At 62.9% G+C, this 21,992-nt stretch carries 20 protein-coding genes; 5 read left to right on the top strand and 15 right to left on the bottom strand.

Going from position 1 to position 21,992, the window contains the following annotated elements:
* Nucleotides 1-46 precede the first annotated feature (46 nt).
* Together RYH70_RS08070 and RYH70_RS08065 are read right to left on the bottom strand one after the other, a co-directional pair.
* Nucleotides 47-502 carry an REP-associated tyrosine transposase gene (locus RYH70_RS08070; protein WP_317010016.1) on the bottom strand — a complete coding sequence of 152 codons (456 nt, stop codon included), beginning with the start codon at nucleotides 500-502 and terminating at the stop codon, nucleotides 47-49.
* Between the two features lie 185 nt (nucleotides 503-687).
* Nucleotides 688-1,464, bottom strand: a complete 777-nt coding sequence (locus RYH70_RS08065) for a helix-turn-helix transcriptional regulator (protein ID WP_317010015.1) — start codon at nucleotides 1,462-1,464, stop codon at nucleotides 688-690.
* A gap of 111 nt (nucleotides 1,465-1,575) precedes the next feature.
* Between RYH70_RS08065 and RYH70_RS08060 the strand changes: the two genes are divergently transcribed.
* Together RYH70_RS08060 and RYH70_RS08055 are read left to right on the top strand one after the other, a co-directional pair.
* Nucleotides 1,576-1,839: a hypothetical protein gene (locus RYH70_RS08060; RefSeq protein ID WP_317010014.1), complete on the top strand. Its 264-nt coding sequence runs from the start codon at nucleotides 1,576-1,578 to the stop codon at nucleotides 1,837-1,839.
* Nucleotides 1,836-2,234 carry a GntR family transcriptional regulator gene (locus tag RYH70_RS08055; protein ID WP_284456216.1) on the top strand — a complete coding sequence of 133 codons (399 nt, stop codon included), beginning with the start codon at nucleotides 1,836-1,838 and terminating at the stop codon, nucleotides 2,232-2,234. Before RYH70_RS08060 ends, RYH70_RS08055 begins: the two co-directional genes overlap by 4 nt.
* A 749-nt stretch (nucleotides 2,235-2,983) precedes the next feature.
* On the opposite strand, the gene RYH70_RS08050 is transcribed toward RYH70_RS08055, so the two are convergent.
* From RYH70_RS08050 to RYH70_RS08035, 4 genes are all read right to left on the bottom strand, one after another.
* On the bottom strand, nucleotides 2,984-3,829 hold the full coding sequence (locus RYH70_RS08050; protein WP_080530753.1) for a YbaY family lipoprotein: 846 nt from the start codon (nucleotides 3,827-3,829) through the stop codon (nucleotides 2,984-2,986).
* Between the two features lie 148 nt (nucleotides 3,830-3,977).
* A complete protein-coding gene (locus RYH70_RS08045; RefSeq protein ID WP_022994211.1) occupies nucleotides 3,978-4,406 on the bottom strand; it encodes an organic hydroperoxide resistance protein in 429 nt (142 codons plus the stop codon).
* 89 nt (nucleotides 4,407-4,495) lie between these two features.
* Nucleotides 4,496-4,942, bottom strand: a complete 447-nt coding sequence (locus tag RYH70_RS08040) for a MarR family winged helix-turn-helix transcriptional regulator (protein WP_022994210.1) — start codon at nucleotides 4,940-4,942, stop codon at nucleotides 4,496-4,498.
* A gap of 220 nt (nucleotides 4,943-5,162) precedes the next feature.
* The gene (locus tag RYH70_RS08035; RefSeq protein WP_284456217.1) at nucleotides 5,163-6,371 is read right to left on the bottom strand and encodes a 3-oxoadipyl-CoA thiolase; all 1,209 of its coding nucleotides are present in this window, start codon (nucleotides 6,369-6,371) and stop codon (nucleotides 5,163-5,165) included.
* Between the two features lie 307 nt (nucleotides 6,372-6,678).
* Here RYH70_RS08035 and RYH70_RS08030 point away from each other — a divergent pair, with 307 nt between their 5' ends.
* The 3 genes from RYH70_RS08030 to RYH70_RS08020 all read left to right on the top strand — a co-directional run bounded on the left by RYH70_RS08030 (nucleotide 6,679) and on the right by RYH70_RS08020 (nucleotide 10,065).
* Entirely contained in the window at nucleotides 6,679-7,830 is a 1,152-nt protein-coding gene (locus tag RYH70_RS08030; protein WP_022994208.1) for an acyl-CoA dehydrogenase family protein, read from the top strand.
* Between the two features lie 129 nt (nucleotides 7,831-7,959).
* Nucleotides 7,960-9,375 (top strand): hypothetical protein, encoded by a 1,416-nt coding sequence (locus RYH70_RS08025; protein WP_317010013.1) that lies wholly within the window; start codon nucleotides 7,960-7,962, stop codon nucleotides 9,373-9,375.
* A gap of 387 nt (nucleotides 9,376-9,762) precedes the next feature.
* Nucleotides 9,763-10,065, top strand: coding sequence for a helix-turn-helix domain-containing protein (locus RYH70_RS08020; protein WP_163121372.1), 303 nt, complete (start codon nucleotides 9,763-9,765; stop codon nucleotides 10,063-10,065).
* Between the two features lie 106 nt (nucleotides 10,066-10,171).
* On the opposite strand, the gene RYH70_RS08015 is transcribed toward RYH70_RS08020, so the two are convergent.
* From RYH70_RS08015 to RYH70_RS07975, 9 genes are all read right to left on the bottom strand, one after another.
* Entirely contained in the window at nucleotides 10,172-10,954 is a 783-nt protein-coding gene (locus RYH70_RS08015) for a citryl-CoA lyase (protein ID WP_055100585.1), read from the bottom strand.
* Between the two features lie 206 nt (nucleotides 10,955-11,160).
* Nucleotides 11,161-13,110 (bottom strand): TRAP transporter permease, encoded by a 1,950-nt coding sequence (locus RYH70_RS08010; RefSeq protein WP_317010012.1) that lies wholly within the window; start codon nucleotides 13,108-13,110, stop codon nucleotides 11,161-11,163.
* Between the two features lie 88 nt (nucleotides 13,111-13,198).
* Nucleotides 13,199-14,338, bottom strand: coding sequence for a TAXI family TRAP transporter solute-binding subunit (locus RYH70_RS08005; protein ID WP_317010011.1), 1,140 nt, complete (start codon nucleotides 14,336-14,338; stop codon nucleotides 13,199-13,201).
* A 451-nt stretch (nucleotides 14,339-14,789) separates the two neighbouring features.
* A complete protein-coding gene (locus tag RYH70_RS08000; RefSeq protein ID WP_080530749.1) occupies nucleotides 14,790-15,710 on the bottom strand; it encodes an SDR family NAD(P)-dependent oxidoreductase in 921 nt (306 codons plus the stop codon).
* Between the two features lie 27 nt (nucleotides 15,711-15,737).
* Nucleotides 15,738-16,895 (bottom strand): acyl-CoA dehydrogenase family protein, encoded by a 1,158-nt coding sequence (locus tag RYH70_RS07995; protein WP_026948912.1) that lies wholly within the window; start codon nucleotides 16,893-16,895, stop codon nucleotides 15,738-15,740.
* Nucleotides 16,896-16,897: 2 nt separating this feature from the next.
* Complete coding sequence (locus RYH70_RS07990) at nucleotides 16,898-17,662, bottom strand: enoyl-CoA hydratase/isomerase family protein (protein WP_026948913.1); 765 nt, start codon at nucleotides 17,660-17,662, stop codon at nucleotides 16,898-16,900.
* Nucleotides 17,662-18,729 (bottom strand): acyl-CoA dehydrogenase family protein, encoded by a 1,068-nt coding sequence (locus tag RYH70_RS07985; protein ID WP_035450817.1) that lies wholly within the window; start codon nucleotides 18,727-18,729, stop codon nucleotides 17,662-17,664. Before RYH70_RS07985 ends, RYH70_RS07990 begins: the two co-directional genes overlap by 1 nt.
* A 65-nt stretch (nucleotides 18,730-18,794) precedes the next feature.
* The gene (locus RYH70_RS07980) at nucleotides 18,795-19,637 is read right to left on the bottom strand and encodes a MaoC/PaaZ C-terminal domain-containing protein (RefSeq protein WP_022994197.1); all 843 of its coding nucleotides are present in this window, start codon (nucleotides 19,635-19,637) and stop codon (nucleotides 18,795-18,797) included.
* Between the two features lie 7 nt (nucleotides 19,638-19,644).
* Entirely contained in the window at nucleotides 19,645-21,777 is a 2,133-nt protein-coding gene (locus RYH70_RS07975; protein ID WP_317010010.1) for an acetate--CoA ligase family protein, read from the bottom strand.
* Nucleotides 21,778-21,992: the final 215 nt, after the last annotated feature.

Below are 21,992 nucleotides of genomic sequence, written 5' to 3'. Positions count from 1 at the left end.
GGCTTCGTAGCACAAATTGTGGGAGCCAGCCTGCTGGCGAATGTCTTTATAGCCAGACCGCATCCCAGAGCGAATAATCGCGAACGGAGCGGACCAAGCCTGCTCGCAGAGGATTCGCGATGATGTATTTGGCCACGGCGACGACATCGTCGTCCTTTCGGAGTGCCCGATCATGGAAGCCCCTTTGCCAAAGGGGCTCTTTTGTCCCCTCCTCAAGGCGCCAATATCTCGTTGCTACTGACTTCGCCTTCTGTACCGTTCCGGACAGGCCGGCATCACGTCGCAATTGCAGCAACCAGTGCAGATGGTCCGGCATCACCACGAAGCACAGGGTATCGGCATAATCCGAAACAGCCCGCAATGCTCTTACCGCACAGCGCCCCTGGCCGAGCTGCGCAAAATTAGCGTGTCGGTGATGGCACGTTATTGACACATGATAAATCCGCCCGGCTTCGCTATGGCGGCCTGCCCTTAGGCGATGTGACTGTGCCTTCCCTGGCATGTCGGTCTTCCGGTTCTTGATGGGACTCTGAACTTAGCAGGGTGAGCGTCGGGATACGGATACCGGTCGTCGTGGAAAAAACGCCATTGGACGGACGGCAACCCCGTTCGCTTGCAGGCAAGCTCCCACAGCGGCTTCGTAGCATGATCTGTAGGAGCCAGCCTGCTGGCGAATCGTTACGCCCCCTACCCCCGCCACTTCCCTGGCGTCACGCCGAACCTGTCGCGGAAGGCGGCGATGAAGGCGCTGACGTTATCGTAGCCGAGTTCCAGGGCGACGGTGGTCACCGGGGTGTCGTTGGCCAGCCGCTCCAAGGCGCGCAGCAGCCGGGCCCGTTGCCGCCATCGCTGGAAGCTGAGGCCGGTTTCCTGAGGAAAGCGTCGTGACAGGGTGCGCGCCGAGAGTCCGGCCCAACGCGCCCATTCGCTTTGGTCGCGCCGGTCCGCCGGCTCATCCAGCAGGGCGCGGGCCACTTTCAGCAGGCGTGGATCCGTGGGCATGGGCAGCCCCAACGGCGCTTCCGGCAGCTCGCGAATCTCGGCGGCGATGACCGCCGCCAGCGGATCCTGCTGTCGATCCCAGCTTTGCTGGTCCCAGCTGGCGGCACGTTTCACCGCTTCCATCAACAGCCCGGAAACCCGCACCGTGCAGGGCTTCTCCGGCAGCCCCGCGCACAGATCCTCACGCATCAGCAGCGCCCAGCCATCGAACCGGCCATGGGGGTCGATACCGTGCTCGCAGCGCGGTGGAATCCAGATCGCGTGAACCGCCGGCACCGCCCACAGGGTGGCGCCGGTCCGTACGGTCAGCAGACCGTCGATGGCACCGCACAACTGGCCTTCGTCATGACTGTGCACGCCGGCCATGCGCGCCTCGCGTTCGGCGTCCCGTTTGCTCCAGACACGAGCCACCAGAGGCCCGGGAAAGGCGGGGAAAGAACCGCTGCCAGAGGTTAAAGCCATGATGGCGAGTTTCCGTTATTGAATGACCTCCATACCGTATTTCAGTCATCCGCTTCGCGCTAGTCTGTTTTCACCCTCTTGTTCCCGCCCTTCCATTGAAAGGACCTAACCATGCGAGCCAATGACATACTGCCCGACGAGCAAAGCACCCTGAATCTCGACGGCGTCACCATCCGCAAGGGGTCGGTGGGCGCGTTTCTGGTCAATGCCCGCCTGTGGCTGGACCCGGCCACGCCGGAGCCGCAACGGCGGGAAGCGGAGCGGGATCTGGCGGAATTACTGCCCGCGCTGGAGGCGCCGGGACTGTTCGACATCCTGCAGGTGCGCCAACCCAGCCTGCGCCAGTGGCTGGATGATCAACGGGAGGGGCGATGATGACGCTGGACGACTTCGAGATTCACGACATCAGCGCCTTTCCCGTGGTGCGCTTCTTCCCCGAGTCCCTGCCGGAGGGCTACGCCCTGCGCTGGGAGGAAGAGATGGATGCCCTGATTGCCCAGCCGGAACCGTTCGTGGTGCTGCTGGGTAACGCCGAGGTGGCGGAGGAGACTCACCAGGACCGCAAGCGGCGCACGCTGTGGCTCAAGCGCAACCGGGACGCGCTGGCCCGTGCCTGCAAGGGCATGGTCGGGGTTCAGCCGAACGCCGCCAAACGGCTGGTGATGCAAACCCAGAGCGCGGCCCTGGCCGGACTGTTCAATGTGCCGCTGCGGGTAGTGGCCAGCGTTGAAGAAGCGGAACGGCTGGGGCGGGTGTTTTTGTCGGAGTGAGGGGCACTGCTCGAATCGCCTTTTCGACGTTGGGACATTCGCTTGCGAGCAAGTCTCCCACAGCGGCCCTGTAGAAAGGCTGTGGGAGACCAGCTTGCTGGCGAATTGGCCCTCCGGCGTTGGCATATTCGCTTGCGAGCAAGTCTCCCACAGCAGCCCTGTAGAAAGGCTGTGGGAGGCCAGCTTGCTGGCGAATTGGCCCTCCGGCGTTGGCATATTCGCTTGCGAGCAAGTCTCCCACAGCGGCCCTGTAGAAAGGCTGTGGGAGACCAGCTTGCTGGCGAATTGGCCCTCCGGCGTTGGCATATTCGCTTGCGAGCAAGTCTCCCACAGCGGCCCTGTAGAAAGGCTGTGGGAGACCAGCTTGCTGGCGAATTGGCCCTCCGGGCGTTGGCATATTCGCTTGCGAGCAAGCTTCCCACAGCAGCCCTGTAGAAAGGCTGTGGGAGACCAGCTTGCTGGCGAATTGGCCCTCCGGCGTTGGCATATTCGCTTGCGAGCAAGCTTCCCACAGCAGCCCTGTAGAAAGGCTGTGGGAGGCCAGCTTGCTGGCGAATTGGCCCTCCGACGTTGGCATATTCGCTTGCGAGCAAGCTTCCCACAGCAGCCCTGTAGAAAGGCTGTGGGAGGCCAGCTTGCTGGCGAATTCTGACCCTCCGACGTCGGCACATTCGCTTGCAGGCAAGCTCCCCACAGCAGCTTCGTAGCACCATCTGTGGGAGCCAGCCTGCTGGCGAATCCCGATACCTTTACAGCTCCTGCCCACACCCGTTCAGAGTGGTATCGCCGTAGCTGACCACCACAGTGTACGGATACTGTTTCCCGCTCATGTCGTCCTGGCAGGGGCTCTGTTCAATTTCCACGGTCAGGTCGGTGTCTTCGTTGCTGGCCTGATAGAGGGTTTTGCCGCCCTCTTCCTTGGGACCGGGATCCGGAGTGGCGATGGTGGTTTCACCGTAATCGGTGACCAGCTCCAGTTTCACCTGCGGATAGATGGCCAGGCTCCAGCCGGGCTCATTACCCGCCGCCCAGAACTGGGCGCCCTGCTCACGGACTTTCTGCGCCGCCGGAGACAACCCGGCCCCCTCCACCCCTTCCATGTTCTCCGGATTCTCCCGAGGCGTGTCGTCACCGGGCACCCGATGAACGATGACGGTTACCGGCTGGTCGTTGCTCTCGCCCACTTCCACGGTATGCCGTTCGGTGGTGGTCCACAGCAGCTTGTCCTGCTGATCGCGAATTTCCGCGCGCACCGCGTAGCCCATGCCCATGTCCGGATTGACGTCACCACGCATGTACGTCAGTTCAAACGGAATCGGCACCTGGGTTTCCGGTTCGATGGTCTGCTCGGCAATCACCTTGGCCGCGGCATCGGCCAGGGACACATCCTCCAGCACTACCCTCACGGTGACATCCGGCGGCAACGCGATGCGCTCCCGGTAGAGCACTTCGCCTTTGAGGGTCACCTGCTGTTCTTTCTGTTCCATGGCGGCGCCTCCTTGCCCGGAGGATTGGGAATCGTTGGCCGGCCCCTGGTCACAGGCGGTGAGCAAGGCGGCCACCGTCAGGGCGGAAAGAGAAAGCGTGGTTTTCATGATCGCTCCTTGAACATGGCACAAGACTGGGAATTCACCTGCAAACTCTAGCAGGCGCCGGGGCAAAAGCGATGATGACGGATGAAGGTTTGATGAAAATAAACAAAGCCCCTCGCCAGGGTCCTGGCAAGGGGCTCGGGGGCGGGAATCAGACCTGCACGTTCAGACTGACGTCGATGTTGCCGCGGGTGGCGTTGGAGTACGGGCATACTTCGTGAGCCTTGTTGACCAGTTGCTCCGCCTGGGCCTGATCCAGCCCCGGCAGGCTTACGGTCAACGCCACTTCCAGGCCGAAACCAGCGCCCACCGGGCCGATGCCCACCTGCCCCTGAACACTGCTTTCGGCGGGCAAAGCCACCTTGGCCTTGCCGGCGACCAGTTTCAGCGCGCTGAGAAAGCAGGCGCTGTAGCCGGCGGCGAACAACTGCTCCGGGTTGGTGCCCTCGCCACCCGGGCCACCCAGGGCCTGCGGCGTGGTCAGCTTCACATCCAGGGCGTTGTCGCTGCTCACGGCGCGGCCGTCACGGCCACCGGTGGCTTTGGCTTCGGCACGGTACAGTACTTTTTCGATGCTCATGGTGTTCTCCTTTACGGTCATTTTGCGCTATTAAATAGCGCACTATTTAAATAAACCCAAAGCAAGGCGCCAATGTGCAACGTGGCGCCCTACCCGTTCAGTTTACGGCGCAAGGCATGAAGCTGATCTTTCAGTGCCATCAGTTCTTCCGGCTGGCACTGGCTGGCGCAGGCCACCGCTTCGGGAATCGCTTCAGCCCGGATGCGCAGCTCACGCCCCTGCTCGGTAAGCCGCACCTTTACCCGGCGCTCGTCGTCGGCGGCCCGGCGGCGGGACAGCAGCCCCATGCCCTCGAGTCGCTTGAGCAGCGGCGTCAGCGTGGCGGAATCCAGGAACAACCGCTCGCCGATCTCCGACACGCTCTGTCCATCCTCCTCCCACAACACCATCATTACCAGGTATTGCGGATAAGTGAGCCCCAGTTCGCGCAACAACCGGCGGTAGACCTTGGTCATGGCCAGGTTGGTGGAATACAGGGCGAAGCAGACCTGGAGGTCAAGCTTGAGCAGACTGTCGGGGGTGTCGTGATCGTTCATGAGGGCGATATTAAATCGCGCGCTATTTAATAGCAAGAAAAAAACAGGGTCTGACAGCGGGCTTCCCACGGAAGGGAGCTACGAAGCCGCTGTGGGAAGCGGCCTTGGCCGCGAATTGGGACTGGAGATATGAATTCACACTGTATTCGCTGGCAAGCCAGCTTCCCACAGCGGCTTCGTAGCAGTGCCGTGGGAAGCAGGATTGCTCGCGGTAAGGACGTTAGCGCGGCAGGCGCTCGATCAGCATGGCCACGCCCTGGCCGATACCGATACACAGGCTCACCAGCGCGTAGCGGCCACCGGTGCGCTCCAACTGACGCAGCGCGGTCAGAGCCAGACGGGAACCGGAAGCGCCCAGCGGGTGACCAACGGCGATGGCGCCACCGTTCGGGTTGAGGCGCTCGTCGTCGCCTTTCAGGCCCAGTTGCTTGCAGCAGCCGAGCACCTGGGTGGCGAAGGCCTCGTTGATTTCGATTACGTCCATGTCCTTGAGAGTCAGGCCGGCACGGTCCAGTACCTTCTTGCAGGCCTCCACCGGGCCCAAGCCCATGACCCGCGGTGCCACACCGGCCACGCCGCCGGCGATGATGCGGGCACGCGGCGCGATACCGGCGGCTTCGCCGGCGGCGCGGGAGCCGATGATCAGCGCGGCGGCGCCGTCGTTGACCCCGGAGGCGTTGCCGGCGGTGACGATGCCGCCCTCAACGATGGCCGGCAGCTTGGCCAGTTGCTCGGCGCCGGTGCCCGGGCGCGGGTGCTCGTCGGCATCCACCACCAGCGGCGGCTTCTTGCGGCCCTGGGGCACTTCCACCGGCATGATTTCTTCCTTGAAGAAACCGTCGGCGCGGGCGGCTTCATAGCGAGCCTGGGACTGGGCCGCGTAGGCGTCCGCTTCCTCGCGGCTGATGCCCAGTTCGGCGGCCACGTTGTGGGCGGTTTCCGGCATGGTGTCGGCGCCGAATTCCTTCAGAATACGCGAGTTGGGGAAGCGCGCGCCGATGGTGCTGTCGAACACCTTCATGTCACGGCTATAAGCGGTTTGTGCTTTGGCCATGACGAACGGGGCGCGGCTCATGGATTCCACGCCGGCGGCGATCACCAGGTCGCCTTCATTGACGGTAACCATGCGGGCGGCGTCCAGAGTGGCGGCCAGACCAGAACCGCACAGGCGGTTCACGGTGACACCGGCCACCGACTCCGGCAGGCCGGCCAGCAAACCGGCGTGACGGGCCACGTTACGGGCATCTTCGCCGGCCTGGTTGGTGTTACCGGCAACCACGTCCTCGAACTTCTCCAGCGGGAAGTCATTGCGGTTGACCAGGGTGCTGATGACGGAAGCCAGCAGGTCATCCGGACGCACCGGTGCCAGGGCGCCGGCGTGGCGGCCAAAAGGAGTGCGCAAACCGTCGTAGATATAGGCGTCAAGCATGCTGTGAGGTCCTCAAAGGTTGGTCCCGAATCCAAGTGTTCCGGTGAGGCGGTAATCGACCGCAATGGCGGTCCATAAGCCGCTCCCACGAGGCACGGCGCCATTCATAGGGAAGCACGGGAAGTGGCGTCCGCTGTGCGGAATATTGTTTTGAAACTTGACGGAAAGGATAGGCCGTGACAGAGTGCCTTGCAAGTCGGGTGACCGCCCGGTCCGCCCATTCCAGGGAGGCGTCCACACCGCGATCCACCTCGCGGCTCCGGTTCATCCTCCGCGAAACTCTCTTGCCGATCGAAACGACAGAATCATGATTCGTGACTCCGAACTGCTCAACCAGCTCGTCGACACTGTTCGACGCTTTGTCCGTGACCGTCTCGTGCCCGCCGAGCAATCCGTGGCCGAGAACGATGCCATTCCCGAAGACATTGTTCAGGAAATGAAAGAGATGGGCCTGTTCGGCCTGTCCATCCCGGAAGAGTATGGTGGTCTCGGCCTGACAATGGAAGAAGAGGCACTGGTGGCGTTCGAGATCGGACGGACCTCGCCGGCTTTCCGTTCCCTGTTCGGGACCAATAATGGTATCGGCGCCCAGGGTATTCTGATCGACGGCACCGAAGAGCAGAAGCGCAAGTACGTGCCGAAGCTGGCCACCGGCGAAGTGATCAGTTCCTTCTGCCTGACCGAGCCGGACGCCGGCTCCGATGCCGCCAGCCTGAAAACCCGCGCCGTGCGCGATGGCGACCACTACATCCTGAACGGCACCAAACGGTTCATCACCAATGGCCCGAAAGCCAACCTGTACACGGTGATGGCACGCACCGACCCGGACAACAAGGGCGCCGGCGGCATCACCGCATTCATCGTCGAAGGCGATACTCCCGGCCTGATCCGTGGCAAGCCGGACGTGAAAATGGGGCAGAAAGGCGCCCACACCTGCGACATCACTTTTGAAGACTGCCGGGTACCGGCGGAAAACATCATCGGTCTGAAGGAAGGCCAGGGTTTCAAAACCGCCATGAAGGTGCTCGATCGTGGCCGGCTGCACATCTCCGCGGTGTGCGTGGGCGTGGCCGAACGCCTGATCGAGGATGCCCTGCGCTACGCCATGGAGCGTAAGCAGTTCGGCCAGCCGCTGGCCGAGCACCAGTTGATCCAGGCGATGCTGGCCGATTCCCGCGCCGAGGCGTTCGCCGGCCGTTCCATGGTTCTGGAAGCCGCCCGCACCAAGGACGCCGGCCAGCCGGTGAGCCTGGATGCGTCCTGCTGTAAACTGTTCTGCGCGGAAATGGTGGGCCGTGTGGCCGATCGCGCGGTGCAGATTCACGGTGGTTCCGGCTATATGTCCGAATACGCGGTGGAGCGTTTCTATCGCGATGTGCGTCTGTTCCGGATCTACGAAGGTACCACCCAGATCCAGCAGATCGTGATCGCTCGCAACATGGTGCGCGAGGCGCAATAAGCATAGCCGTCCTTTTCTGTATGAAAAGGACGGCTATTCGCTGCCAAGGCAGCCTCCCACAGCGGCTTCGTAGCACGGCTGTGGGAAGCTTGCTTGCAAGCGAATGTTTGCAATCGGGGGACACGTTAATTGAACAGGGAATGGCCCCGGCGTTTGCGCCGGCTGCTGGATTACGCCTTGCCGCTGTGCATGGCCGCCACCCTGGTTTCCCTGTTGTTCCCCAATCCGCTTTCCCCCTGGATCGCGCGCCCCACTCTGCTGATCTATCTGCTGGTTCAATGGCGCCGCAAGAGCAAACTGGCCAAGGGCCTGCTGTTGTTCATCGCCGCCCTGTCCGTCCTGATATCGAGCCAGAGTGACAATCCCCTGCCCCAGTTTCTGGCGGCCTGGGACCGCTTCTGTTTCTTCGCCACTTTTGTCTCCGCCCTGGGCCTGTTACGGGTGTCGGCCATGCGCTCCCGTCTGGTCCGTCACGCCGGTCAGGTGTTGATCCGCCAGCGTCCGGCCTGGCGTTATCCGACGCTGTCCATCGGCACCGCGGTGTTCGGCATGATCATCAACATCGGCGTGATCGGCCTGTTCGGCTCCATGGTGCAACGCAGCAACAGCCTCAGTGCCGCCGGCGGCGAACGGCGTGTGCAGGCGGTGCGTGAACGGCGGATGATGCTGTCGATTCTGCGCGGCTTTGCCCTGGTGCCGTTGCTGTCGCCACTGGGCGTGACCATGGCGGTGATGCTGTCGAACATGCCGTCGCTGCGCTGGCACACCATCGCGCCGGTGGCGCTGCCCACGGCGGTGCTGATGTTCGCCATCGGCTGGTTACTGGATTGGGTGCTGCGCCCGCGCAACCTGAAAGTGCCGCCGGTGGATCGGCGTTCTTCCAAACCCTTGTGGCAATTCACCGCCCTGGCCGCGGTGATCACTGCAGCCGTGTTCCTGTGTGGCTGGGTATTGGATGTGCGCTTGCCGGTGGCGGTGTTGATCGCCTGCCCGCTGAGCGCCTTCACCTGGTTGTCGTTGCAGCGGCGCCGGCTGGGTGGCGGCACCGGTGCGCGCCGGGCGGCCATGCTGTTGTACCGGCATTCCCGCCTGATCTTCGGCGCCAACCGTAACGAAGTGGCGATTCTTGGCGGTTCCGCTTTCCTCGGCGCGCTGCTGGTGCCGGCGATTGATCGCGACATGCTGGCCGAGGCGCTGTTGCACACCGGCCTGTATGGCCCCTGGTTCGCGGTCGCCGCGATGATGGCGGTGATCCTGCTGTCGCAGATTGGGCTCAACCCGATTGTCTCGGTGACCCTGATCGCCGGCCTCTTCGCCGACACCCATGAGATCGGACTGGAACCCGTGGTGCTGGCGGTGGCGCTGATGAGCGCCTGGTCCCTGGCGATGATCACCTCCCCCTTCACCGCCGCCATGCAGGTGCTTGAGCAACTGTTGCAGCGCTCCTCCTACATGATCGCCTGGCGCTGGGACGGCCTGTTCTTCTGGATCATCGTGCCAACACTGTGCGTTTGGGTGTTCGTGCTGCACTCTTTGCTGGGGTGAGCTGCCGGGGTGAGAGATGGGGGCAAACGCCCCTTCTCCCATCCTCTTGACGAAATACGTCTTAGACGTATACTGACCAAATGTACACGGTAGTTGAAACGCCCACTTTCGCAGCGGATGCGGACAAATTGTGGAGCACAGAAGAACGAGCCGAGTTTTGCGCCTGGATCGCAGCGCACCCATATGCCGGTAATGTCGTCCCTGGCAGCGGCGGTTGTCGCAAAGTCCGCTGGTCCCGGCCGGGAATGGGTAAAAGAGGCGGGGTACGCGTTCTTTACTTCACCCGCCTGGCCAATGGAGAAATCTGGCTGCTGGTGATGTACGCCAAAAACACCACTAGCACTATCCCGCCGCACCTGCTGAAAGCCATACGCGAGGAGTTGGAAAATGGCCAAGGATAAAACTCTGACCGGAGAGGAACTGGGCAAGAGGCTGCTGCAGTCGGTTCGAGAAATGAAAGCGGGCTACGTTGCCCGCAAAACCGAAGTGAGCGACAACGAAGTGGCCCAGGCCCGCCACCGTACCGGTTTGTCTCAGTCCGAATTCGCCCAGGCTCTGAATATTTCCCATCGCACTCTGCAGGAATGGGAACAGGGTCGGCGCGCGCCGTCCGGCGCCGCCCGGACACTGATCGCTATTGCCTTGCGCCACCCCGAGGTGATCGTGGAGGCGCTTGCCGACGAGGGATAATTCAGAGGTGGCTACGCGGCCGAGAGCCTATTCGCTGGCAAGCCAGCTTCCCACAGCCATGCTACGAAGCCGCTGTGGGAAGCTTGCTTGCAAGCGAAGGCCTGACTTATTCCGGCCGGATGTGCGCGGTGGCTTCGTCTTCCACGCGTTGCCAGATTTCCACGCCCATGGGGTTCTCCGATTCTTCCAGGATGTGCCCCACCAGGCCGATGGCGCGGGCCATGACGCCGAAGCCGCGCACGATTTTCCAGGGGAAACCGAATTCACAGCAGATCGCGCCGATGGCTCCGGTGGCATTGATCGGCAGTTGTTTGCCGGAAGCCGCTTCGGCTTTGGCGGCGATGCGCTGCATCAGATCCACGTAGCGACCGGACAGGCCGTTCTCCTCGGCGATCTGGAACAGCCGCGGGGTGCGCGGATCCACCGGCTTGTGCAGCGGGTGGCCAAGGCCTGGAATGATTTGCTTGCGGCCACGGAAGTCGGCGACCACTTGATCCGCCAGAGCCTCCAGATCCACATCGGCTTTCGGATCCGGCAGCGCTTCATAAAGCATTTTCGAGGCGCCTTCCATGCTGCCGACGAACACCGTGCCAAGACCGCACAGGCCGGCGGCCACCGCCGCTTGCAGGGATTCCGGCGCACCGGCATAGGTGATACGGGCGGCCAACGCGGACGGCGTGATACCGTGTTCCACCAGGGTGATGACGATGGCGTTGAACACCTTGGATTGCTGCTCGGTGGGCGCTTGCCCGGTCAGTTGCAGGTAGGCGAGATCCCCCAGATTCATGTGCCCGAGAATTTCATTGGGCAGATCCTTGCCCCGCACTTCGATGCGGTCACGGGTGCTCCAGGCGATGTCGGAGCGAATCGGTTTGTTTTGACGAGCCATGGTGACTTCCTCGTTTGGGTTCGTTGGTATGAAAGAACGGATCGCGTTACAGCGGCTTCGTGACTCCTGTTCTGTGGGAAGCTGGCTTGCCAGCGAACTGGCCTGAGGCATATCTTCAGGGCCCCATTCACTGCCAAGCGGAGCGCCGCCCGGACAGTTTCCCACAGCGGCTTCGTAGGCCGGTCTATCTGTAATAGAGCGACGATTCAGGTTTCGGTTTGCGCGTCCTTCCGGGTTCCGGGCAGTAGCAAACCGCTGAGGTAAACCAGCCCCACCAGTGCCACGCCGGCCACGTCCGTCTCCCAGCCGGGCACCATCATCAGCAGGCCGCCGATCAGGAACAGCAACGCCTTGAAGCGGCTCAACGCGCCGTGGAAATAGGCGTAGCGTTCCAGCCCGGCGGACAGCATCCAGACACCAATGGCGGCAGTGATGACATAGCGGACGATCAGTATCGGTTCGCCGCGCAGAATCAGTTCCGGTTCCACCACGAACAGGAACGGCAGAATGAACAGCACGGATCCCAGTTTGAAGGACTGAAAGGCGGTCTTCATCGCCGGCTCGCCGGCCACACCGGCGGCGGTAATGGACGCCAGCGCCACCGGCGGCGTGATGTAGGACAGCATGCCCCAATAGAGAATGAACATGTGGCTGGCCACCGGGTCCAGGCCCATTTTCACCAGCGCCGGCGCCAGCACGATAGCCAGGAAGATGTAGCAGGCGCTGGCGGTCATGCCCATGCCCAGCACGAAGCTGGTGAGCGCGCCCAGTATCAACAGCAGTGCCACGTTGTCGCCGGCGTACTGGATCAGTTCCCGGGAAAAAGCCGTGCCGGCGCCAGTCAGGGACAGCGCCCCCACCACCAGCCCGATGCCGGCCAGAATCGCCACCAGGTTGGCCACGTTTTTTCCGGACTCGACGATCACATCCAGGATCACCCGCTTGCGGTTACCGCCACGATGCAGAACCAAAGCGGTCACCAGCAGCGCCACGGACGCGTAGAACGGCGCCATGGATTCGATACGCCAGGCCAGCAGCAGAAAGACCAGCAGCGCCAGACTGAAAAGATAGATCCAGCCTTCCAGCAGGGTTTTCACCACCGATGGCAGCTCTTCCTTAGGCAGTCCTTTCAGTCCCTTGCGCGCGGCGTGCGCGTCCGCCTGCAGGAACAGGATCAAATAGAAAAACAGCGCCGGCACCAGAGCGGCGGACGCCACTTCCAGGTACGGGACATTGAGAAAGGACGCCATGATAAAGGCCACCGCACCCATGATCGGAGGCATGATGGTACCGCCAGTGGAGGCACAGGCTTCCACCGCGGCGGCATAGGTGCCGGGGTAACCGTAGCGCTTCATGGTGGGGATGGTCATCGGGCCGGTGGACAGCACATTGGACACGGCGCTGCCGGAAAGGCTGCCGAAAAAGCCCGAGGACAGAATCGAGACCTTGGCCGGCCCGCCACGGCGGGATCCCATCAGCGCGTAGGCCAGCTTCATGAAGAAATCACCGCCGCCGGACACCGTCAGCACCACACCGAAGACAATGAAGCCGATCAGCAGATCCGCCACCACGCGCATGGGAATGCCGATGATGCTCTCCACGCCCATGGCGTTGGCGCGCACGGCTTCCTCCAGGGTGTATTGGGATCCCCACAACACGCCGGGCATGCTGTCGGCGAACAGCGGATAGATGCTGAAAACCAGACACACCAGCAACAGGACGGTGCCACCACAACGGCGCACGCCCTCCAGCGCGATCAGGACCAGCACTCCGGACAGCACCGTGGGCAACATCGGGGCATCGATATCCCAGCCACTGTTGATAATGGTGGCCGCGTTGGAAGAAAAGTAGACGCCCACCGCCAGCGTTATCAGCGCCAGCAGCCAGTCGTACCACGGCACCCGCTCACGGCTGCCCTTGGTGGCCGGAAAAACCAGAAAAGCCACGGCCACGAACACGCCGATCAACAGGTAATAGAAAGCGGTACTCAGTGGCTGAAAGCCGAACAGCTTGAGTGTAAAGACCTGGTTCACCGCCAGGGTCAGCCCCAGGGCGGACAGTATCAAGACAGCGACGTAAGCGGCGCCGGATACCCGTGTGGCCTCCCCTTCCGGGCTCGTGGCCGGGGTGGCGTCGGGATTGGTTTCGGCCTGCATGGTGGTTTCTCCGTCATTCAGTCGATGGCGACGAAGCGGCCGCGACGGGATCACCGCGCGACCGTTTCGCTCACAAGCCTGAGCGGTCTCAATCTGCGCTCAGGGCCTCTTTGCGGTAGTCCATCCAGAATTGCGGCCAGGCGTCGTCACTGACGCCTTTGGTTTTGGCTTCGTCACGCGCGGCCTTCCATGCGGCCTTCACTTTCTGAAGATGCTCGATACGCTTCTGATTCCATTTGTCGTCCTCGGCGGTCCACACGCCGATTTCCTTCAGGTAGCGAATCGCACCGGGGTGGAAAGGTGCATCCACCGGCGGACGTCCGGACAACTTCACGTCCCAGCGGGGCATCACCGGATTGGAGTCCTTGTACAGGTCGTAGGTGGACACCACCGCCTTGGTCATGCTGTAGGCCTCGTCGTCGGAGAGCGCGGCGTAGGTGACGATCATCGGATAGCGGTACGCCGCCATCGGTGCCGGTTTGTCCTCGGACATACCGGCGCCCACGGTTTCCATGGCCGCTTCGAAGATCGGTGCGACCTTGTTCAGACGGTCCCAGGCGTCCTTGTCGTCCAGCGGGATATTCGGCCAGGCCAGACCGCGGGGGCTGGACTCCAACTCATAGAGCGTTGGCGCTCCCGGAGACACGATGGCGGCATCGACGGTGTCTTCGATCATGCCGCGCAGGGACGCGCCATAGGACGGCAGGCGCACCTGCTGGACGTCATCCCAGGTCAAACCGGCGGACGCCATCAGCGCTTCGGCTTTGATATTCACCGAAGGGTTGGCCTCCACATAGGCCACGCGCTTGCCACGCAGATCCTCGAGCGTCTTGATGTTGGCATCGGCGGCGGTGGCCAGCGACACCGAGGCCGGACGGCCCAGCAGCACACGCAGATCCTGGGGGCCCCAGTCGGGGCTGGCGAAATCGTAGATCCCTTCAGCGGCGAAATAGGTTTCGGTGGCGAGGAACGCGAACTTGACCCGGCCGGTTTCCAGCGGCTTGAGACGGCCAATAGCAGTACCGGAAGGCATGATGCGAATACGCACGCCGTACTCTTTCATCATCGCGTCGGCGATCATTGAGGCTTCGGTATAACCGGAGGAGCCCACATCGTAGGCGCTCCAGAGCATGGAACGTTCCAGGTTGACGTCGTCGGCCAGCGCGCCGTGCGCGGCGGCCAGAGGCAGAGCGGCCAGCGCCGCCCATTTGGCGAGGGACTTGAACATAATGATTATCCTTATTGTCGAGTGTTGGTCGTGAAAGGTCAGGCTCGGGTTGTTGCATGATCTGTAGGAGCTAGCCCTGCTGGCGAATTCCAGCCCTCCGGCGTTGGTACATTCGCTTGCAAGCAAGCTTCCCACAGCGGCCCTGTAGAAAGGCTGTGGGAGACCAGCCCTGCTGGCGAATTCCGGTCCTCCGGCGTTGGCACATTCGCTTGCAGGCAAGCTCCCACAGCGGCTTCGTAGCATGAGCTGTGGGAGCCAGCCTTGCTGGCGAATCCCAACCCTCCGGCGTTGGCATATTCGCTTGCGAGCAAGCTTTCCACAGTGGCTTCGTAGCATGGTCTGTAGGAGCCAGCCCTGCTGGCGAATCAAGGCCCTCCGGAGTTGGCACATTCGCTTGCAGGCAAGCGCCTACAGAGGCTTCGTAGCTACGTCGGGTGCTGGGAATGCCCTGTTAAATCGGATCCCAGGTGAACACGTCGCCGCTGCGCTCCAGCGGATAGAAGGTGGACTTCAGTGCCGGGATGGCGTGGTCGGCCACGGTTTCCGGAGTCCAGCCTTCGCCGCGGTGCACGCTCTTGAGCGGACGGCTCTGGCCCATGGTGAAAATCTCGTTGTTGCGCACGGAGAAGATCTGGCCACTGATGTCCTGGGCCTGATCCGAGGCCAGGAACACCACCAGAGGCGCGTTCTTGTCCGGAGTCATTTGCTTGAGTTTTTCCACTCGCGCTTTTTCTTCGTCGGTGCGGGCGGGAATGGAGCTGGTCATGCGGCTCCAGGCGAACGGCGCGATGCAGTTGGAACGCACGCCGTAACGCTGCATGTCCAGAGCGATGGACTTGGACAGCGCGGCAATGCCCAGTTTCGCGGCGGAATAGTTGGCCTGGCCGAAGTTACCGATCAAACCGGAGGTGCTGACAGTATGAATGTAGGCACCACTGTGCTGCTTGCGGAAAATTTCGGCGGCGGCACGGCTTACATAGAAAGTGCCGTTGAGGTGAACGTCCACCACCAACTGCCACTCTTCCAGTGACATTTTGTGGAACATGACGTCGCGCAGCACACCGGCGTTGTTGACCACCGCGTCGAGACGGCCGAAGTGATCCTGCGCGCAATCGACGATGCGGCGGGCGCTGTCCCAATCGGACACGCTGTCGGTGTTGATGACGCCTTCGCCGCCCAGCTCGCGCACCATGGCGAGGGTTTCTTCCGCCGGGCTTTGCGAACCGCCTTCACCGGTGAGGGATACGCCGATGTCGTTGATCACCACTTTGGCGCCGGCGGCGGCGGCCGCCAGAACATAGGCGCGGCCTACACCGCCGCCACCACCGGTGACGATGACGACTTTGTCTTCCAGCATGGGTTGTTGTGCCATGATTTCTCTCCCGTTGATACTTTTGTCTCAGGACGGCAGCCCGAGAACGTGTTTGGCCAGAATGTTGCGTTGAATTTCGTTACTGCCACCGTAGATGGTGGTGGGCCGGGACTGGATGAAAATCCCCGCCGGATGCAGATCCGGGTCACCGGGCAAGGGTTCCAGGGTGCCGGAATCCTCACCGGCGGTGAGCAGCGCCAGTTCGCTGATGCGTTGATACAACTCGGACTGGTGCACTTTCAGCATGGAGACGTCCGGCCCCAGGGACTCGCCGCGTTTCAACTGATCCGCGTAGTGCTCGTAAAGCGCTTTGTGGCAATCCAGGTCCATCGCCAGAGTGGTGTAACGGTCCTGGAACAGCGGGTCGTTCCAAACACCGAGCCGGCGCGCCAGACGCTCCACCCGCACCAGGGCGTTGGAAGATTGCTTCGGCGAGCCGAGGAAAATCCGTTCGAAGCCGAGCAGCGCCTTGGCCATGCTCCAGCCCTTGTTGACCTCGCCCACCAGATTGGCCTTCGGCACGCGCACGTCGGTGAAGAACACTTCGGCGAATTCGGCCTGGCGTTCCAGATTGGGAATCGGCCGCACTTCAATACCGGGGCTGTCCATCGGCACCAGCAGGAAGCTGATGCCTTGCTGCGGCTTGCCTTCACGGCTGGTGCGCACCAACACGAAGATCCAGTTGGCCTCGGTGGCCATGGTGGTCCAGATTTTCTGGCCGTTGATTACCCATTCGTCACCATCGAGCAGCGCTTCAGTGCGCAGGCCCGCCAGGTCGGAGCCGGCGTTGGGCTCGGAATAACCCTGGCACCAGATGTGCTCGCCGTTAATGATCTTCGGCAGAAAGTGCGCTTTCTGCTCGTCGCTGCCGTAACGGATCAGCAGCGGACCGAGCATAGTGATGCCGGAGTCCGGCAGACGGGCGCAGCCGTAATTTTCCATCTCCTCCATCATCGCCAGCTGCTTGCCGGCGCTGAGACCCATACCGCCGTGCTCGGCGGGCCAACCCGGTGCCAGCCAGCCTTTTTCCGACAGCTTCTGGTACCAGGGGCGGCAGGGGCCGATACCCAACCGGTACGGCGGATTACGGATTTCCTCCGGATAGTTTTGTTCCAGCCAGCGGCGCACCATGACACGGAAGTCTTCGTCGCTCATGCTGTTGTAGTCGGTGTTTTGCTCAGCCATGTTCAGTTACCTCCGAAACGGGGTGCGCGTTTTTCGGCGAAGGCGGCTTTGCCTTCCTGGTGGTCGGCGCTGATCAGCAATTGGCTCTGCCAATCCACCTCACGGGTGAAGGCCCATTCCAACTGACCGGCGAGCATGGCCTTGGTGGCGGCCACCGCCAGCGGTGCCTGATCGTTCAGGGCCTCGGCCTGTTGCAAGGCGGCTTGCAGGGACTGGCCGGCCTCCACCATGCTGTCCACCACACCCAGGCTCAGGGCCTCGGCGGCTTCCAGCCGCTGGTTGTACATCAGGATCTGACGCGCGCGAGCCATGCCGACCCGGGACGGCAAGGTGTGAAACAATCCCAGATCCGCGGCCAATCCCACTTTGCCAAAGCCCGATTGAAAGCGGGCGTTGTCCGCGGCGATCACCGTGTCGCAGGCCATCGCCAGGGAAAAACCGGCGCCCACCGCCCAGCCTTCCACGGCGGCGATCAGCGGTTTGCCCATGGTCAGCATCTGCTGCACCAGGCGGGTATTGCGGCGCATGCGGGTGCGGGCACTGGCCAGTTGGGTTTCGTTCATTTGGCCGATGTCGCCGCCGGCACAGAAGGTGCCTTCGGCGCCGGTGATCACCACGCAACGCACCCCGGCGTCCTGCTCCGCCGCCAGCAAGGCGTCATAGAGCTCAGCGCGCATTTCCATGGAGAGCGCGTTTTTACGGGCCGGCGCATTGAACGTGAGCACCTGGCAGTTGCCTTCACGGCGAGACAGCAAGGGACCGCTCATCAGGCGTCCTCCTCATCGATCAGTGACATGAAACGGCGTTTGTGGCCGTCGACACCGCCAAAACGGTTGAGCAGCACCAGCACCTTGCGCGGGAACAAACCGATGTCGGCTTCGTCGGTATAACCGATGCCGCCGTGGAACTGCACTGCTTCGCGGGTCACCAGCATGGCGGCGGTGGAGGCTTTTACCCGGGCGGTGGACACGGCGCGGCGAATGCGTTCGATGGGGAATTCCTGATCGATGGCGCGGGCGGCGCTGGTGACCATGGCGCGCGTCAGTTCGATCTGGATTTTCAGGTCCACGGCGCGATGCTGCAGGGCCTGGAAACTGCCGATTTCCTTACCGAACTGACGGCGGATTTTCAGATAGGAGAGGGTTTCATCGAACGCCGCCTGCATCACACCCAGCAGGTAGGCGGCACACCCCAGGGTGGCGTCTTCCAGCGCGGCATCCACATCGACGCTGCTCACCAATTCCCGCACCGGCGTGTTATTGAACTTCACGGTGGCGACGTGGGAACCGTCCTGCTGCAACTGACGTTCCAGGGTCAGCCCGGCGGCGTCCTTGTCCACCAGAGCCAGTCCCTGATCACAGGCCACCAGGAAGGCATCGGCGGCACTGGCCAGGGACACCCGGCGCACCTCGCCATCCAGCGCGTTATCACGGCACACCGGCGGCTGGTCAACGCCCCCGATCCCGGCCGGCAGAATCAGTTGCTCGCCCTGGATATGCGCGGTGGCGGCGGCTTGCGGCAACAGCGCGGCGGTAAGCGCGCCTTCAATCAACGGCTCCGGCACCAGGCCTTTGCCAAGCTCCTCCAGCAGCGCCACGTATTCCAGCATGCCCAGACCGGCACCGCCTTTCTCTTCCGGCACACGCAGGCCGGTCCAACCCATTTCACAGAATTCCCGCCAGATCGCGGGATCCAGGCCGAGGTCGCTGTAGCGGGTTTCGCGGGCCCGCTCCAACGCACCATGACGGGACACCAGCGTCACCGCGCTGTCACGGATCATCCGCACCTGTTCTTCCCGCGCCTCGAGGTCCTCTTGGGTCCATTCGATGGTCATTGTTCTCTCCCGAATTTATTGGCTAACGTCATTCGCCGCCAAGGCGGCTCCCACAGGGGCGCCGGTCAAACAAAATCCAGTTTGCCGTTGTTCACCACCACCACGTCACGCTCCACCACCCGGGCGCGGAAGGACCCGTCGCGCCAGATTTCAGTACGGATGGTCTCGCCCGGAAAAACCGGCGAGGAAAAACGCAGGGACAGGGCCTTGAGGCGATCTTCCCGGTAATCCACCAACTCGCGGAACAACGCATGGAAGACCACGCCAAGGGTGCACAGGCCGTGCAGAATCGGACGCGGATAGCCGGCGGCCTCGGCGGTGGCGGGATTGGAGTGCAGCGGGTTGTCGTCGCCGTTGAGACGGTAGTACAGCGCCTGCTCGGCACGGGTGGGCAGATCCACGCTGATGTCCGGCTCGCTGTCCGGCAGGGTGTGTACCGCGTGCAACGGCTCGCTGTCGCCACCGAACCCGCCCTGCCCGCGCAGCACCGTGGTCATGCCGGCGGTAGCCAACAACTCGCCGTTACCGTCGCGCAGTTCCTTTTCGCTGTACATCAGCGCGTTGTTGCCCTTGTCCACCACACCGGTGACGCGGGTTTCGCCCACCACTTCGCCCGCCACCGGCAGCGGCTTGTGCCACTCAATGCGCTGTTCGCCGTGCACCACGCGCACCGCATCGATGCCGGTATCGTCACGCGCCACCCAGAAACCGGGATGTCCCAGCACCACCGCGATGCTGGGCAGCGCGCGGAAATCCCGGGCGGAATCGACGAAGCGCAGTTGTTTTTCGTCCAGGGGGTCCATACCGAGGCCCACCGACAGGGCATAAAACGCGGTGTCCTTTTCGGTCAGTGTTTGACGTACCTGGGGAATGGGGTAATTGAGCAAATGTTGCGGATCGATAGCCATGCCGCTCTCACTTTTGTTCGTTCAATTGGATCACCGCGTCGGCGGCGAAGGCACCCTGCCCTTCGGGCATGGCGAAAACCGGATTGATATCGATGGAGTCCAGGCGCTCGCCGGCGCCGACCGCAAAGCGGGACAAATTGGCGAGCACCTGCGACAGCGCATCCAGGTCCACCGGCGCGCGACCGCGGGCGCCTTGCAACAACGGCGCGCCCTTGATCGACAGAATCAGATCGCGGGCTTCCTCGCGGTCGAACGGACAACGGCGGAACGCCACATCCTTGAGCACTTCAACGAAAATGCCGCCGAGACCGAACACCGCCACCGGGCCGAATTGGGGATCGCGCTGGATTCCCATGAAGCATTCCACGCCACCGACGATCTGCCGGGCCACCAACACACCATCCAGTTTGGCGTCCGGGACATGGCGTTCGGCATTGCCCAACAGTGTCTGGAAGCCTTCGCGCACGGAGTCCGCGTCGGCAACGTTCAACAGCACGCCACCGATTTCGGATTTGTGCACGATGTCGGCGGAGGCGATTTTCATCACCACCGGGAAGCCGATTTGTTCGGCGTAGGCGGCGGCCTCCTCGGCGCTGCCGAGCACTTTTTCCGGCACCGCGGGAATACCGTGCGCGGCCAGCAATTGTTTGGCTTCGGCTTCGCCGGGCGTGACTTCCGGCAAGGTTACCGGTGACACCGCTTCCCGCCGTGGCAAGGGCCGGGCGAAGGCGTCGCCCAACTGCCCCATGGCCTTGATTACTTTCACCGCGTCGGTGGGGTCTTCCATCAATACGAAGCCGGCCTCTTCATAGGGCCGGTTCTGCTCCGGCTCGCCGATCAGTGACATCACGAACAGACGATCCGGATGGGCATCCTTTACTTTTTTCAACTCCGCGCACAGTTTCGGCGCCACCGATGGCACCGTGCCGGCCTGGCTGAAAAACGCCAGCACCGAAGCGTAGCCGCCATCGGACACCATGCGCTCACCGAAGGTGCCGGCCAGGGTCAGGTCGTTGAGCACCTGGGCGGTGCAGTCCACCGGATTGATCGGGGAACAGAACGGCACCGCGGCTTTCAGGTCGGCCTGTGCCGGCTCCGGCATGGGCGGCATCGGCACGTCCAACTGTTCCGCCAGGTCGCTGACGATGATGCCGGCGCCACCGCTGATGGTGAGCATGCCGAGGGAATTGTTGGCCGGATAAATGCGGCGGGTGGCGGTATAGGCCACGTCCAGCAGCTCGGCGCTGCTCTCCACGCGGATTACCGCGTAGTCCGCCAGCATCGCGTCGAATACCCGATCGTCACCGGCCAGGGCGGCGGTATGGGACATGGCGGCTTTCTGGCCCAGGGCGCTGCGGCCCACCTTCTGCAGAATCACCGGTTTGCGCGCGGCGTGCGCGGCTTCCAGCGCGGCGATGAACGAATCCACATCGCGCACCGCTTCGGCGTAGGCCATCACCACGTCAATGTCCGGGTTCTCCACCATCCAGCCAATGGCTTCGCCCAGGGTGACGTCACATTCGTTGCCGGTGGCGGCGCAGATAGGCGTGCCCAGCCCGCGCGCCCGTGCCAGCCCCAACAGATGAGCGCCGTAGGCGCCGGACTGGGAGGCGATGCCGATGCGGCCCGGCAGCGGAAAACCGCGTTCCAGGCCGGACATGAAACTGCCGAAGAAGCCGATGGTGCTGTTGAAGGCGCCGGCGGTATTGGGGCCGAGCAGGCGCATGCCGTGGCGGCGCGCGGTGGCCAGCAGTTGCTGCTGTAGCGCTTCGCCCTGCGCGCCCACTTCACTGAAACCGGAAGAGAAAATAATGGCGCTGCGTCCGCCCCTGCGGCCCAGGGCATCCACGGTGTCCACCACCTGCGCGGCCGGCACCGCCACCACCGAGGCGTCCGGCGCGTCCGGCAGGTCATCGATGCTGGCATAGGCCGGCAGCCCCTGAATTTCGCTGCGTTTCGGGTTCACCGGCATTACCCGGCCCTGGAACTCACCGCGCAGCATGTAGCTTACTGGCCGGCCACCGATACGGGTGGCGTCGGCGGATGCTCCCACCACCGCCACGGACCGTGGCTGCAGCAGTGGCGTTAGAGAAGCGAACCGGCCGTTGGCGGTGCCGTTCGCGTTGGTGTCGTCTTGCATCACCGCAAGCTCCTTTCTGGTCCGGCTATTTCTGACTGTTCTTATTGAAGGGCTGACGAGGGACGCCCACCCCGTCGCCACCGGCGACAAAGCCGCCGGGGCGGGGGGATCTTCCCAGGTGAGCGCATGGGAAACGGAGTACAACGATCTCGGCGACAGCGGTGCGAGAACGGGCTATCCGGGCCGGGACCGGCGCCGGGACTAAAGGTATAGTG

Origin of the sequence: Alloalcanivorax xenomutans (genome assembly GCF_032810065.1) — a bacterium.
In the GTDB taxonomy this organism is placed as follows: domain Bacteria; phylum Pseudomonadota; class Gammaproteobacteria; order Pseudomonadales; family Alcanivoracaceae; genus Alloalcanivorax; species Alloalcanivorax xenomutans.
This window is presented reverse-complemented; position numbering and strand designations above follow the sequence as displayed.